Consider the following 13,310-nt stretch of genomic DNA (forward strand, 5'->3'; position numbering starts at 1 on the left):
AGCAGAATTTTACCGATGCTCGGGATTGACCTGATCAAAAGTCAGGAAATATTGAGTTTTTACACAGCCTGCGCTCAAAGCGGAATTAGAGCTTATCCTAATAGCAACAATATGCCCCTCAAGTTAAGAATGAACACCGAACTCGAGCCGAGTAATTAGATTTAAGACAGCTATGGTGTCTGCGGTTGTTTGAAGCATTTCAATCGGCTGCTTTTGCCCGAGCGCTGGTAACGATGTTTGCATCCATTGGCGAACTGATTTTTGATCATCTTCAAAAAAATCATTGGCTCGTTCTATCACTTTGATCAAACAAAAGATACGATCGCTTTCTTCACGGTTGAAGTAACCATGTTTTCGTCGGCGGGCTAGCATCGAACTGGTGATACCAAGTGAATGTGCTACTAAAGTTAACCTAAAACCAATTATGTTCGCCACATTTGACAGTAGCTCAACACTGAAACCTGACTTGACCAACGCTCGAACTTTATGATCTTCACTTGGCAGTTTAAGTTCTGCCCAAATAGTATTGGAAACATGAGTTGGTAAGTATTTACGAGGTTCCGTCATGCTGTACCTATAAAATTAACTTTCTACCATCGGATAGAAATATCACCCCTAACTTGCGAGTAAAACAATCTTCGGACTAACCTTGCTTGCCACATTATTTCCTAAACTCACTCATACAAGTAAAATCATGCCATTTCACCAAACTTCATTTCTTGGAGAACTGTTAACAGTTCTCTGCGTTTTTCCTCAGTGAAAAGTAGGTCTCGGGGGCATTGACCATCTAGCCTCGGGATTGGCGTATCAAGCCATTCATCTAACCGAGCTTTATCATTATTGAAGAACATGTTTAGCTCATGCTCGAGTTGCAATTCTGAACAATTATGATTTATTTGCATGCACTTACCTAAAGATATCGGGCGCGCTTAAATGTCAAGAATCTAGAATAGATATGCGCAGAATCGTTAAAGTTAAATATCCAAAGCGCTTTGATGACTATGTATTATTTGGTTTCCGGGTAGCCTTTTTATCCCGCTCACAGGCTGGGGGAGCGTCGCTCCGGCATTGCTACTCCAGTGTCCTGGCCCCGGTCAGTAGCAATAGAGTTATTATAGCGTAGTAATAAAAATTGTTGTACTCGTTGCTCTGGCGAACAATTCAATCATTTTGCTACGGCACTGAAGAGAGAACATTATTCGTTTTTTTCATCAAGTTGCTGCTGTTTTATTTGCTCAGTTTTTTCCTTTTTCTCAAGCTCAAATGCCCGAAAAAGCCGCACCATCATATAGACAAAAGATGCAGCGATGGTCAGCAGCATCGCAATCTCATAACCGTTAAGCATATTATTCTCCTTAAGTAGGGTCTAGGTAGCTAAGCCGCCACAACTTATGCGGCGGCTGATTTGAGATTAATTGTAGATGTCGTCCGCTTGAGCAAGTAGCGCTTTGCGAAGATCATTCGACAGTGTTCTTGCATCATCCTGGCGCATACAGCTTGGACAGCAGAGTTTATCAGTGACCCATGACTTTACTGCGGCTTCATTATTGCGATCGCCGTCCTTGCCGATAAGTAATACTAAACCGACATCGTAACGATTAATTTTTAAAAGGTAGATCAGAGAGTGCGTCATTTTATTGATTTTCTCTGCTAGTTCTTTTTCCGCTTTATGAGCCCGGTAGGCTGGGGTATTTTCAATTTTTAACATGTTGGTATCCTCGATTACAGGGCTGCACCTAAGGTGGACGTTAATAACTGTTCAAACGCTGAGCCATCATTGCGTGTCAGGTTTGGCACAAAACGTGAGTAGGTTTTGAACAGCATTTCGGTGGTCGAATGACCCATTTGCCGGGCAATCCATTCTGGCGACTCACCAGCGGCTAACCACAGAGTGGCTGCCGTATGGCGGGTTTGGTAGGGGCGGCGCTTTTCAAGCCCCAGGCGTAACAGCATCGGATACCAGACGCGCTTGGTGACATTGTTATGTTCAAGCGGTTTGCCTTCACGATTACAAAACACGTATTCAGAAAAATTACTGGTAGCTCGGTATTGACGACGCAGTGCCTCCATTACCGGACCAATCATTTTGATATCCCGCTGAGAAAAGTCGTTTTTGGTGTAATCATCTTCACCGGCGACGATGGTTTCCCTTACCAGGATGAGACCACGATTAAAGTCGACATAACGCCATTTCAGGCCATCGACTTCACCCGTGCGCATCCCGGTAAAAAAGCGGACGATATAATAGTTGCGATAGTCAGAGCGGCACTTCTCCAGGATAAGATTCACTTCATCCAACGAGAATGGCTGCACGTCACTCTTGGGTACCTTTAGCGGTTTAATGCGCGTAAAAGGCGTGTTAAAGTTATACCGGTCGGCGGCTTCATCAAAAATCCGCCTTAACGGATCCATGATTTTGTTAATACGATTATTCGATAACGCTTCTTTATTGCTCCGGCCAGGGACTTTTGCGAGGTTTGACCGGAATTTCAATAAATCAGCACGGGTGATGTCGCCGACACCTTGAGCGCCAAATGCAGGTAGGTAGTACTTATCAACTGAGCCGCGAATACTGATGCGGTAGGACTGGCGCCACTGGATCACGTTTTCCTGATACCACTCATCCACAAATTCAGCAAAGAGCGGCGTACGGGGCGCCGTAATCGCAGCTTGTGCGACCAATGCCTCAGTATCCAGCTCAGCCAAGGTGCTCAGGTAACTGCTATTGGGAAAATGCTTTGCATAATTAAAGGTACCGGTTTGAATTTCCGCTTCAATTTGCTGCAGGTGCTTTTCCAGTTTTTTACGGTTACCCTTGTTATCGAGTAAGGTGGTTTGCTCCCGGCAACGGCGCCCTTGATACATAAAGTCGTAGTAGAGGCGGGCAGTCTCACGGCGGACAGAAATTTTACCCATTGACCACCTCCTGCTGCTCACACATCATGCCGATACTGTCATGTGTTGAACTCAACCAGTCAGCTTCAATGGTTTCCCAGATAAACAGCAGTTTGCGCCGCCCGAACGGCCGAATGTAATGCCGTCCTTCAATCAGGAAGGTGTCTAACAACATGTTACGGATTGAGCACACATCGTAGTGGATTCGCTCGGCTAACTGCTCGGTAGTTAAATAAGTACGTGTTGCACGCATTGTTATTTCCTCTTGTTGGGTATCGCACCGTTGCGATACAGATTTCACGTTACCGTGCTTTTAAATTCCCGCCACAAACCTCGCAGCTGAGGCAAAACAACTAAAAAACGTCGATAACCCTTTTGTCTGTGCCGATTTCTCGCCACATACGAGCAGGCTAACCGAGATACAAATTGACGCCACAAATCGGAAAATGAGGAAAAATCCCAGAAGGAAATAACAGTCGTTACGGCCAGATCGTTTTGTAGCGTAATTGCGATCCTGCGATAGGCTGGTGCTGAATCAATCAGAGGAGAGTGACTATGTTGCGTTATAAAGTTCGTGAGTTGTTAGCTGAGAAAAGTTTTGTTGAAAATCGCCGGATCACATTTAAGGAGTTGTGTGATGTCAGCGGCATCAGCCGGCAGACCTTAACCCGAATGGTTAATCAGCGAGGCTATATTACCGGGACAGATACCCTAGATAAACTCTGTGCCTATTTTAACTGTGGAGTAGGTGACGTGTTGGAGTTTGTACAAAACGATAGGATTGAGAACATCCTCCTCCCTGCGAAATAACGTCTGGTATATGGAGAGCGCCACTGAACTGGTCAATAAGAGCCAATAAGTGGCATTACCATCTTGCGGTGTCTTTACGCAGTTGCAAACATCGTATTAATTAAACGAACCTGAGCACATGACCAATTTTACGAATATCATGCTAGATTTTAATTGTTTTCAACAGGAGAAATAAGAATGCAGGTTTACGGTATTGTGGCTTTGATAGTCGGTTTTACCGCAATTGGTTTCACCCTCTATTTAGTGTTACGTGTTGCCAAAAAAAGAGACCATCGCGAGTGACAAATAGCCATACTAATAAGAGAAGCTGCCAGCAGCACATACGCTTCGAGTAAGACACCTCAACTTTTATCATTATCAGATCCCTGATTACATGCAAAGCGGTAGACCACGTAGAGGTTTACGCCAGCCATGATAAGGATAAAAACACCGATACTAATTAATATTCCAACCATAGTGAGTTCCTAAACCTGATTTGGTTTAGTTTTTATGATAAACCAAATTCCCATTTCGGCAAGAACAGCCTTGCTAGACATTACTGCAAGCTTTGTGGCGTGAATTTTTTTCTGTGTTGAGATGGCCTGGTTCATTTAACCAAAAGGAGGCCATATGAACATTCCATTAATGAAACTTGATAACCAAACTTTGCTAGACCTGTCTGATTATAGCCATTCGCTGGAAATGGAAAACCTAAGTATTCACCTCTATCTCGAATATAAGGGTGCGAGAACCGGTGTGATTGAAGGTGATGATCCTTTTGAAGAGCCACTTTCTGGCATCAGCCCCAAAGGATTTGCATTGTTAATGTTGGCCAGTTTAAATATGTGCTTTCGGCCTGCAGCAGGCCACCCAAATCGTGAAGTAATGCTGGCCGTTCCTGTCTCGTTTGGCACGTTTCATGTCTACAGCATGTTACCCGGCTGCTGGACAAAACCAACATCAGGTTCACGCTATCTGGGCTTTACCATGATCTTTAATCAACATCACCGAGCCTTGGCATCGATTATTCAAGCAGAATACCCGGATATATTGGTGCTCCCCGAGCCAGAATGTGAGCAGTTAGTGCTGGCCAGTTATTTCACCATTGATGAAGAGGTGTATTTGGCGGATATCTGCGATGAGGTGTATGGTTTAATTCAACAGTTCAGCGAGATAGATAAGCGGTTATCTGCTCTAAGTTAGAAAGCAACACCGGAGCAGCATGCCATAGGTTTGAGTCTGTGAAGTGCTGTTCCAAACTGTTATTACGCCGTTGTAGTTTTGCGTTGTCTAATCTGATAATTACTTAACTTAACAGTTACTCTTAGGGTGAGCTTCAGGTATCAATCATTGAAACATCAGTGTTATACACTTGTCACCGAACTAACCAAGGAGTGTATCTATGACAAGCCAAATCCTTCGTGACGCTGCCGGACATCCCTATGCTTTTATTGATCATCATCCAGGTGGTGATCAATCCATTCGTACAGTGGATGGCGTGATTGGACGCTATTACGCTGGCATGAACTACACCATGGATTTACGCCGCGGCACTGTTATAGCGAAAGGGAATGCCCTACAGAGTTTAGTCGCGCCTAAAATTTACTAAGGAGAGTGCCAATGCAAAAGCTCCCGATTTTTTATCGCGATGAAATTATCAGTGATGTTAAAAGCTTTTCTCCGAGTGCTGCTAAGCCTGCGCTAGTTGTAGAGCGCTGGCTTAGCCTTTCACAGCCAATTGAGGTTTGTTCCTTTGAGCCTGTAACGCCAGACAACCTCAAATTAGCTCACGATAATGATTACGTTGATGGCGTAATGAACGGAATTCTTAAGAATGGTTTTGGTAATAAAGATATCGCTGTTGCTAATAGCTGTCTTTATACCGTTGGCGCTATGCTTGCCGCTGCAAGAAGTGCACTTGTTTCCAAGCAGGTTGCCGTTGCACCCGTATCAGGCTTTCATCATGCAGGTTATGCGGATGCGTTTGGGTTTTGCACCTTTAACGGTTTACTCATTACCGCCTTAATGTTAAAGCATGAGGGTGCCCTCAGCAAAATAGCGATTCTAGATTTAGACGTGCACGAGGGCGATGGCACTCGAGAGATTATGGACAAACTGCAGTTAAACGATTGGATTGTGCATCATAGTTTAGCCTATGCGGTTGACCCAATACCTGACAATGCACAGGCTTATCTTGATTCGCTGCCGAAGGTTTTAACTGAAATGGCAAGCTGTGATCTTATTTTGTTTCAAGCCAGTGCTGATCTGCATATTGATGATCCACTGGGAGGTTTTCTTACAACAGAGCAGCTACGAGAGCGTGACAAGATCGTATTTACTTTTTGTCAGCAGCACAAGATACCACTGGCCTGGAATACGGCGGGAGGGTATCAGCGCGATGAGCAAGGTAATATCTGGCCGGTGCTTGATTTACATGACAATACACTGAAGGAATGTGTCAGTGCTTACCTAGGAGAAGTTCTAGATTAATAAATGGAAAGTATTGATTAATCGTGTACTTAGGATTAGTTTGTTATTTTTTTGAGCAAGGAGGCTTAAATTGCCTAAAGCAAGCCGCATAGACTTAACAAAGCAACAAGTATTCCTAGCGTTACCTGAAAAGCCTGCTAACCCAATATCATTGAAAGAAATTATTCGCAGGTTAAGTAGTCAACACAAAATAGATGACAAAAGTCTTAACTCCCGCGCTTTGGAGCAATTTGTACGACGCATACTGGAAAAATTACTCGAATTTAATGAGTATCCGATCTATTCCGAAAAGTCTGCTCGCCCAGTCTTATTTGGTCGTGAGAAAGAGCCAGTAAAACAAGCGTTAGGCGTGTTGACTCAGCTTAGTTACTTGAATGACAAGGTAACTCGTTTCTTACCTATTGAGCAGCAGGCGATCTTTCAACGCTCGATAAAGCAGAACGGTGTAGATCGCTGGCAGCAATATATTTATGTTGCTCCCTCAGCCGTTTGGCGTTCACCTGACTATAAAGCCGAAGCATTAAGAGTAATTTATTCGGCCATTGAAAATCAGCACCCCATTGCTTTTGATTACCGCAATATGAAAGGGCAAGCCAAAAGAAAGCAGCTGATGCCTTGGGGGCTGATGTTTAAAGCAGAAAAAATCTATTTGTTGGGTGTTGAGGGGCACTTAGACATTGATAAACCTGCGTCTTATGCTGTGCATCGTATGGAGAACCTAGCTCCATTACCCATTGAGCTGAAGTATCGCTGCAAACCTGATACCAAAACATTAACTCAGATATGTGAGGAACATGAAATCGGTTTGTTCAGCTCACACCGAGATAAAAAAATTGCCATTGAACTTAAGTTTTATGGTGATGCAGCCCGTTATATCGATGAAACACCGCTAAGTGATGATCAAGAGATTATCTTACTGGCAGATGATTGCAGAGTATTAAAAGCAACGGTGCGTGATTGCTACGAACTAAGGAAGTTTATCCGAGGCTTTGGCGTCAATGTCGAAGTGCTTGCTCCAGCTGAACTTAGGGCGGAAATAACTGCAGAATTACAAGCGCTGCTTAAGCGTTATGCAGATGTATAAGAAGGCGCTTTAGCTTGCTGGGCGCAGCAAGCTAAGTAAATAATTTAAAAGGATTAAGATTATGGCTCTACAAGACGATATTTTGCTTGATATTCAGAACAATAAAATACCCGTTGTATTTTCATGTCGGCAGTTGTGCCACACCCCGCACAGAGACGGCTCATTTTTGGTAGGTAAAAATAGTTATAAACTATCCACTCTGCGCACTCATACAGCAAATTATTGCGAATGGGCTTCGGGTGAGCCGAAAGGTTTCAACGTAAAAAATGGTGCTGATGCGTTATTCATATTTGAGAGTAAAGGCCGTTATCGTTTAAAGATTCATCGTGATTTGCCGTTTGAAGCAGAGCAGAACGATAGTGATGATATTTATCAGGATGAAGAGGCTGTATTGGTTGAGCTTCCTGCTCGTAAAGCACTTAACGCTCAATCGCTATTAGGGTTTATTGCAGATTATCTAGCTTTTGTGCCTTATCAAAGATATTTCAAACGAGAGCGAAACTATTTTCCTGTGGAACCGGTGGTGGGTATTGAACAGCGTTTGCAAAGTTATTTTTGGCCGCGCATATCGGATACTTGGCATAAAAATACCGAGCTATTGAATCAATTTGAGCAACGCTTTAAAGCGTTAAAACCGGACTTAACCCACGCTGGAGCGGGCACTGCGCTTCGTCAGTTATTTTGGGAAATTTGTGATTGGGGCGGAGTTAAAAGGCCGCAGCTATCTGAAGCTGAGTTGCAGCAGCAGGTAGTATCGGTATGTGACAGCATAATTAAGCGAAAGTCGGTTCGTCGCAGTAACATTATTAATAGCGCTTATACCAAGCTGTACGCTATCGCCATGCCTGATGACTTTGTTATTTATGACTCCAGGGTTGCAACAGCCTTAACCGGTATTCTGGATAAACAGATGCCCGTGTTCAGTCATTCACCTGACTGGTCTGACTATAGCGCCCTTGGCTCAGTAAATGGCAGAGGGGGTTCCAGACCTAGGGAGTATGAATGGCGCTGGCCTAATGGTTATGGTAGTTGGAAAGCACAACTCGCTGCGAATCGTCTTTGTTGTGATCTTCGGGATTACATTAATCAGAACAAGCAGCGATATAGCTTAAGCAAAGACATCACCCTACGAGAGCTTGAAGCCATACTGTTTATGGAAGGGTATTAACATCATTCAGTTAAGACGTGTTTTAACTAAACCTGGCGGTTGTTTAATTTTGTTAAGCAAAACCGGACAATTTTCAGTCATGCGGTTTGCCAACTAAATTACAATGTATTGAGGGGGTTAGCCCTTTCTAGGGTTGTATCAATCAATGATACAACCCTCTGCTACAATCTGCGCCCAGTCAAAGATGGAGGGGATATGGAGCAGATTTTTCTAAAAGGTGACCAGGCAAACACCTTAGTCGTCAACCCGATAATTTCAACAGATCTGGCCATTGCCGTTCGTTGGTTAATTAACATCCAACAACATTTTTGCCGGTATCGCTGCGAAAAAGTGCTTACGGGACTTGGCGTGCCTGATGAGCTGGCGTTTGCCATTTTTACTGAAGAAGCTGACCTAAATTACAACGCTATTATCAACCTGCTTGATACCTTTATTGCTAACCGTCCGCCTTTAGCGTTGGATAAAAATATTCAAGTGTTTGGCACCAAGATTGGTTTAACACCTATTGAGATTGCGGTATTCCGGTTTGTCCTGATAGCGCGCAATTGGGTAGGAATTTTTAATGATGTGCGAAACGCCAGATACTATTCATCTAGCAACGATACGTACGAGATCCTGGCAAATTGTATTGGTGCTGACTTGTACGATGTTGAATTAGCCTTACACGACAAATCGTCCCTTGCTTTATGTGGCTTGGTTAAGCAGGAGAGGGGGCATACCTTTATTGATCATTTTAGAACAATGAATGTATTCGGAAAGCTCTTCTCAGACAATTTTAATCCGCAAAGCTTACTGGAACAATTTTGCACACGCATTAGTAAGCCGGAGCTGAACATATCCGATTTTGATTATTTAACTGAGCAAATGGCCTTAGCGTCAAAATTAATTTCAGCCGCCATAAATCTTAAACAGCGTGGTTGCAATATTTTGATTTACGGCCTGCCTGGTACAGGCAAAACAGAAATCGCTAAGCTGCTTGCGTATCAAAACTCGCAGCAGGTAACCGGCGTTAGCGCTGGATTTGAGCAAGAGGTTTATGGTGCTAAATCCAGATTAAATGCACTTTTAATGTGCCAAAAAATTTACGGCGCAAATGCAGAGCATGTTGTGATACTGGATGAGGCTGACGATGTGCTACCCAGTCAGATTGGTATTTTACTGGGTAATGCCGATGCGCAAAAACTGGCGATAAACACCATTTTAGAAACGAATAATTGCCCTTGTATCTGGATTTGTAACAGTATTAGGCAGTTCGATGCAGCACAGCTGAGACGTTTTAGCCAGATTATCCCTGTAAACGTACCACCAAAGAAAACCCGGTTGAAAATTGCCCAGCGTTATTTGCAAAACACGGGGGTATCGGCAGCCTATATAGATGAGCTTGCTGCAGATGACAATGTCACTCCGGCGTTTTTAGCGAGACTCTGGGCTAATAATACTGTTCTTGGCGAGATGCCGCCTTTACAAAAAGAGCGGTATTTCGACTTAATCTTAAACCCTATGTTAGAGGCACAAACAGGGCGGAACCGCATTAAGCCTGCAAAGAAAAGTATTCGCCCTGAGTTATATAACAGCGATTATTCGGTTTCTAAATTAACCAACTATTTAACTCAAGCCGCTGATTTAAAGTTATGTATCTATGGGCCTCCCGGAACCGGTAAAACGAGTTTTGCCCAGTATCTAGCCGATCAATTAGGACGCCCCTTGCTGCAGAAGAAAGCAAGTGAATTGCTAGGTAGTTATGTGGGCGAAACCGAGCGTGCGATTGCCAAGGCGTTTAGCCAAGCACAAAGCGATAACGCAATTTTGCTGCTGGACGAGGTTGATACATTAATTGGCCATCGAAACCAGGCAGAGCAGCATTGGCAAAAAACCATGACCAATGAGCTACTGATGCAACTCGATCACTATCAAGGCACTTTGGTATGCACTACCAATTTTATTGAACAAATCGACGCTGCAGCGTTACGCCGCTTTGATGTAAAAGTGCAACTTAGCTTCCTAAAACCTGAACAAGCAAAATGCTTGTTTGGCGAATGTGTTAAAGCGTTTGGTTTACCAGCACCTTCATCTTCACTTCTGGCTCGTTTAGAAGGCATGCAGCTTACGCCAGCCGATTTTGAGCTTGTCAAAAAACAAATGCGATTCAGTCCGATTGAGTGGGTTGATGTGGATATAGTTCTAAAAGCATTGCAGAGAGAGTTAAGTTTACGAGCGACAAATGTTCGTAAAATTGGATTTGTTTATTAATTAATTTTCATCAAACACTAAAATTAAGGGAGTTTAGACATGTCATATACGATAAATGAGCATCGCCATCGTTTTGCAGCTTGGGCAGCAGGCAGAGCCGCAAGTGTGAATGGATGTCGTTTTACTGTTGAAGATGCAAAGATTATTCTTGAACGGAGCGCTATGGTTGATCTTATTGCTCATCCAAATGATTTACCAATTCCTTTGGAAATGGATAGCTTTCACAGGTCGTGGCGTAACAAAATTATATTAGAGGCTGAAAAGATAGGTTTAACAAATTTCACTCATGGTGTGGCTGCTAAACTTATAAACATTTATTTGAAAGCAGCGTTTGTGTGTGGTGGTTACCATGAGCATGAAAGGGTGAAAGCGTTACATCCTCCGATAGACAGTGTGTTATTAGACGAACTTTACAGTAAAAATACTGGTGGATTAAAGAAAAATTGGTCTCTTGCTAGAAAGATACGATGGTCAAAATTTAACTCAGATGAATACGAAGCAGTGATTTCCGCAATCAGAAAAGTGAATGGTGATCGTGCGATGTGGGAAATAGAGAAATTTTGGCGAGGATATCAATAAGTTAGTATGGCCCTCTAATTTGGATAGACTGTATAAGCTTTTAATCGATACGATGACGATTTTTATTAATCGTCATCGTTGTTCCACCTTTGATGAATAAAAATAATAAATGCATGTTGTGATTTTGGGAGCTGTAGCCCATGCTCAGCCTCAAGACATTTAAGAACCTTATGAAGTGCTCAATATATATTTAACTCATTAGCACCGAATGAGTAATGGCCACTGATTAACTGTTCGGCTGGTATGTCAAGGAGTAGTTTGGTTATATTTCGTAGAGACCACCGAAAAAAAATACACTGACTCAAATGGTAAGCCTCAGAAGCGTCAAAATGTACAAAGAGCCAGCTCGGTAATCAAGTTTATGCACTTTTTGTTGGTGGCATGTATGACCAGGTTGCAGTTAGAGAAAAGTATTGCATCTCAGATTGCTTGTAAAAATAATTACAATTCATAAAAAGTGTTACCTTTTCCAGCTGGTGCCGAAAACGATACGCTGTTAGTATTCAGTGGTAGAGTATTGCTATGGCGTGTTTATGAAAATTCTTATTTCCTGGCTTGGTAAAACTGATGTCGACAATATGCGGCAGAATAAAATGGCCTCTATTGCAACATTGGCAACAAAGCATAATCATACATTTGACGACATTATTATTCTCGCCAATAGCTGGCAAGAGCACTGGAATCAATATGAGAGCTGGCTAAACAAGCGCTTGGCAGTTTTGGGGCGGCCTGATGTGGTAAAAATTTTTTCTCAGTCACTCAGTTCGCCAACCAATTATCAGGCTGTGGCTAATGCTATGCAGCGTAACCTAGAGCCACTTGCTAAAGCCGGTAACGAGATATTTATCAACCTGACATCAGGCACGCCTACCATGACAGCTGTGTCAGTGTTGCTGGGTAAAGGGATTTATGGCTGCCACTTTTTACAAACCGCACCTGATAACAGTATTGAAGACGTAACAATCCCGTTTGATTTTGCTGCTACCTATGCCAGGGTTGCCCGGCATAACATCTCGGCAAGAGTGATGTCAGGCCCGGCTTTTGCGGGTGCATTTAATACCTTAACCGCAAAATCAGCGCCTATGCAGGCTGTTATCAAGCAAGCCAGTAAGCTTGCAGTAACCGAGCTGCCCGCATTAATACTGGGTGAAACCGGCACCGGTAAAGAGGTATTGGCAACCGCTATTCATGCCGCCAGTAACCGAAGTAACAAGCCACTTAAAACCATAAACTGTGGGGCACTGCCTGAAAACCTGGTCGATTCCATTTTATTTGGTCATGTTAAAGGCGCGTTTACCAGTGCAGATAAAGATCATGCTGGTTTATTTGAACAGGCCGATGGGGGCACACTCTTTTTGGATGAAGTGGGGGAGCTTACACAAGCAGCACAGGTAAAATTGTTGCGCGCATTACAGCAGGGCGAGATAACCCGTGTTGGTGGCAATAAAACCATTCAGGTTGATGTGCGCATTATTGCCGCTACGCATCGGCCACTTACTGCTATGATGGCCAATGGCGTTTTTCGTGAAGACTTGTTTTACCGCCTAGCCGTGGGTGTTATTGAAATGCCACCTTTAAGAGCTCGACGCGAAGATATACCACAGTTAGTTGAGCAAATTTTGGCAGAAATCAACAAGACGTTTGCCAAATTACCAGATTATAAAAGTAAAAAAATTAGCAATTCTGCAATAAAGTTTATAGAAAATCATGCCTGGCCAGGTAATATTCGTGCATTATGGAATAGTTTAAACCGTGCTGTACTCTGGGCAGAAAGCGATGAGATTACGGTGCAGGATCTACAGCAAGTTATGCTTTCTGTAGAGCAATCGGGCACTTCGGAGCAAAACGTTCCTAATTTAGTTGCGGGATTTGACGTGCAGCAATATATTGATGCTATTAAAGAAAAATATGTTTTAGCGGCGCTGGAAAAATCGGGCGGTAACTTATCCAAGGCCGCTAAATTACTTGGGCTAGCTAATCACCAAACGCTGAGCAATTGGATTAAAAAGTTAGGTATTGAGGCCGAGTAGTAAGTTAAAAACAAAGATTGGCACC

15 protein-coding genes are annotated in these 13,310 nt (G+C 43.2%); 9 read left to right on the forward strand and 6 right to left on the reverse strand.

What is annotated here, in order from left to right:
• Window positions 1–123: 123 nt before the first annotated feature.
• The 6 genes from IE163_RS14020 to IE163_RS14045 form a co-directional block, all read right to left on the reverse strand.
• The gene (locus IE163_RS14020; protein ID WP_189433616.1) at window positions 124–567 is read right to left on the reverse strand and encodes an Xre family toxin-antitoxin system antitoxin; all 444 of its coding nucleotides are present in this window, start codon (window positions 565–567) and stop codon (window positions 124–126) included.
• Window positions 568–692: 125 nt separating this feature from the next.
• The gene (locus IE163_RS18010; protein WP_189433617.1) at window positions 693–902 is read right to left on the reverse strand and encodes an MbcA/ParS/Xre antitoxin family protein; all 210 of its coding nucleotides are present in this window, start codon (window positions 900–902) and stop codon (window positions 693–695) included.
• A gap of 293 nt (window positions 903–1,195) precedes the next feature.
• Window positions 1,196–1,345, reverse strand: a complete 150-nt coding sequence (locus IE163_RS14030; protein ID WP_189433618.1) for a hypothetical protein — start codon at window positions 1,343–1,345, stop codon at window positions 1,196–1,198.
• Between the two features lie 66 nt (window positions 1,346–1,411).
• Window positions 1,412–1,708 carry a hypothetical protein gene (locus IE163_RS14035; protein ID WP_189433619.1) on the reverse strand — a complete coding sequence of 99 codons (297 nt, stop codon included), beginning with the start codon at window positions 1,706–1,708 and terminating at the stop codon, window positions 1,412–1,414.
• A 14-nt stretch (window positions 1,709–1,722) separates the two neighbouring features.
• On the reverse strand, window positions 1,723–2,916 hold the full coding sequence (locus tag IE163_RS14040) for a site-specific integrase (RefSeq protein WP_189433620.1): 1,194 nt from the start codon (window positions 2,914–2,916) through the stop codon (window positions 1,723–1,725).
• Window positions 2,909–3,148, reverse strand: a complete 240-nt coding sequence (locus IE163_RS14045; protein WP_189433621.1) for a hypothetical protein — start codon at window positions 3,146–3,148, stop codon at window positions 2,909–2,911. The genes IE163_RS14040 and IE163_RS14045 overlap by 8 nt, the downstream gene beginning before the upstream one ends.
• A gap of 302 nt (window positions 3,149–3,450) precedes the next feature.
• Between IE163_RS14045 and IE163_RS14050 the strand changes: the two genes are divergently transcribed.
• From IE163_RS14050 to IE163_RS14090, 9 genes are all read left to right on the forward strand, one after another.
• On the forward strand, window positions 3,451–3,705 hold the full coding sequence (locus tag IE163_RS14050) for a helix-turn-helix domain-containing protein (RefSeq protein WP_189433622.1): 255 nt from the start codon (window positions 3,451–3,453) through the stop codon (window positions 3,703–3,705).
• Between the two features lie 609 nt (window positions 3,706–4,314).
• Window positions 4,315–4,887: a hypothetical protein gene (locus IE163_RS14055; protein ID WP_189433623.1), complete on the forward strand. Its 573-nt coding sequence runs from the start codon at window positions 4,315–4,317 to the stop codon at window positions 4,885–4,887.
• A gap of 199 nt (window positions 4,888–5,086) precedes the next feature.
• Window positions 5,087–5,293, forward strand: coding sequence for a hypothetical protein (locus IE163_RS14060; RefSeq protein ID WP_229585690.1), 207 nt, complete (start codon window positions 5,087–5,089; stop codon window positions 5,291–5,293).
• A gap of 11 nt (window positions 5,294–5,304) precedes the next feature.
• Window positions 5,305–6,174: an arginase family protein gene (locus IE163_RS14065; RefSeq protein WP_189433624.1), complete on the forward strand. Its 870-nt coding sequence runs from the start codon at window positions 5,305–5,307 to the stop codon at window positions 6,172–6,174.
• A gap of 70 nt (window positions 6,175–6,244) precedes the next feature.
• Window positions 6,245–7,258 carry a helix-turn-helix transcriptional regulator gene (locus IE163_RS14070; protein WP_189433625.1) on the forward strand — a complete coding sequence of 338 codons (1,014 nt, stop codon included), beginning with the start codon at window positions 6,245–6,247 and terminating at the stop codon, window positions 7,256–7,258.
• Between the two features lie 61 nt (window positions 7,259–7,319).
• The gene (locus IE163_RS14075) at window positions 7,320–8,426 is read left to right on the forward strand and encodes a hypothetical protein (protein ID WP_189433626.1); all 1,107 of its coding nucleotides are present in this window, start codon (window positions 7,320–7,322) and stop codon (window positions 8,424–8,426) included.
• Window positions 8,427–8,621: 195 nt separating this feature from the next.
• Window positions 8,622–10,676 (forward strand): AAA family ATPase, encoded by a 2,055-nt coding sequence (locus IE163_RS14080; RefSeq protein WP_189433627.1) that lies wholly within the window; start codon window positions 8,622–8,624, stop codon window positions 10,674–10,676.
• A 39-nt stretch (window positions 10,677–10,715) separates the two neighbouring features.
• Window positions 10,716–11,255, forward strand: coding sequence for a hypothetical protein (locus IE163_RS14085; RefSeq protein WP_189433628.1), 540 nt, complete (start codon window positions 10,716–10,718; stop codon window positions 11,253–11,255).
• Window positions 11,256–11,788: 533 nt separating this feature from the next.
• Window positions 11,789–13,285, forward strand: coding sequence for a sigma-54 interaction domain-containing protein (locus IE163_RS14090; RefSeq protein ID WP_189433629.1), 1,497 nt, complete (start codon window positions 11,789–11,791; stop codon window positions 13,283–13,285).
• Window positions 13,286–13,310 lie beyond the last annotated feature (25 nt).

Source organism: Alishewanella longhuensis (genome assembly GCF_014653435.1).
Lineage (GTDB): Bacteria > Pseudomonadota > Gammaproteobacteria > Enterobacterales > Alteromonadaceae > Alishewanella > Alishewanella longhuensis.

Coding starts and splice junctions, on each gene's coding strand:
- IE163_RS14020 (WP_189433616.1), bottom strand. CDS start 567: ATGACGGAACCTCGTAAATACTTACCAACTCATGTTTCCAATACTATT.
- IE163_RS18010 (WP_189433617.1), bottom strand. CDS start 902: ATGCAAATAAATCATAATTGTTCAGAATTGCAACTCGAGCATGAGCTA.
- IE163_RS14030 (WP_189433618.1), bottom strand. CDS start 1,345: ATGCTTAACGGTTATGAGATTGCGATGCTGCTGACCATCGCTGCATCT.
- IE163_RS14035 (WP_189433619.1), bottom strand. CDS start 1,708: ATGTTAAAAATTGAAAATACCCCAGCCTACCGGGCTCATAAAGCGGAA.
- IE163_RS14040 (WP_189433620.1), bottom strand. CDS start 2,916: ATGGGTAAAATTTCTGTCCGCCGTGAGACTGCCCGCCTCTACTACGAC.
- IE163_RS14045 (WP_189433621.1), bottom strand. CDS start 3,148: ATGCGTGCAACACGTACTTATTTAACTACCGAGCAGTTAGCCGAGCGA.
- IE163_RS14050 (WP_189433622.1), top strand. CDS start 3,451: ATGTTGCGTTATAAAGTTCGTGAGTTGTTAGCTGAGAAAAGTTTTGTT.
- IE163_RS14055 (WP_189433623.1), top strand. CDS start 4,315: ATGAACATTCCATTAATGAAACTTGATAACCAAACTTTGCTAGACCTG.
- IE163_RS14060 (WP_229585690.1), top strand. CDS start 5,087: ATGACAAGCCAAATCCTTCGTGACGCTGCCGGACATCCCTATGCTTTT.
- IE163_RS14065 (WP_189433624.1), top strand. CDS start 5,305: ATGCAAAAGCTCCCGATTTTTTATCGCGATGAAATTATCAGTGATGTT.
- IE163_RS14075 (WP_189433626.1), top strand. CDS start 7,320: ATGGCTCTACAAGACGATATTTTGCTTGATATTCAGAACAATAAAATA.
- IE163_RS14080 (WP_189433627.1), top strand. CDS start 8,622: ATGGAGCAGATTTTTCTAAAAGGTGACCAGGCAAACACCTTAGTCGTC.
- IE163_RS14085 (WP_189433628.1), top strand. CDS start 10,716: ATGTCATATACGATAAATGAGCATCGCCATCGTTTTGCAGCTTGGGCA.
- IE163_RS14090 (WP_189433629.1), top strand. CDS start 11,789: ATGAAAATTCTTATTTCCTGGCTTGGTAAAACTGATGTCGACAATATG.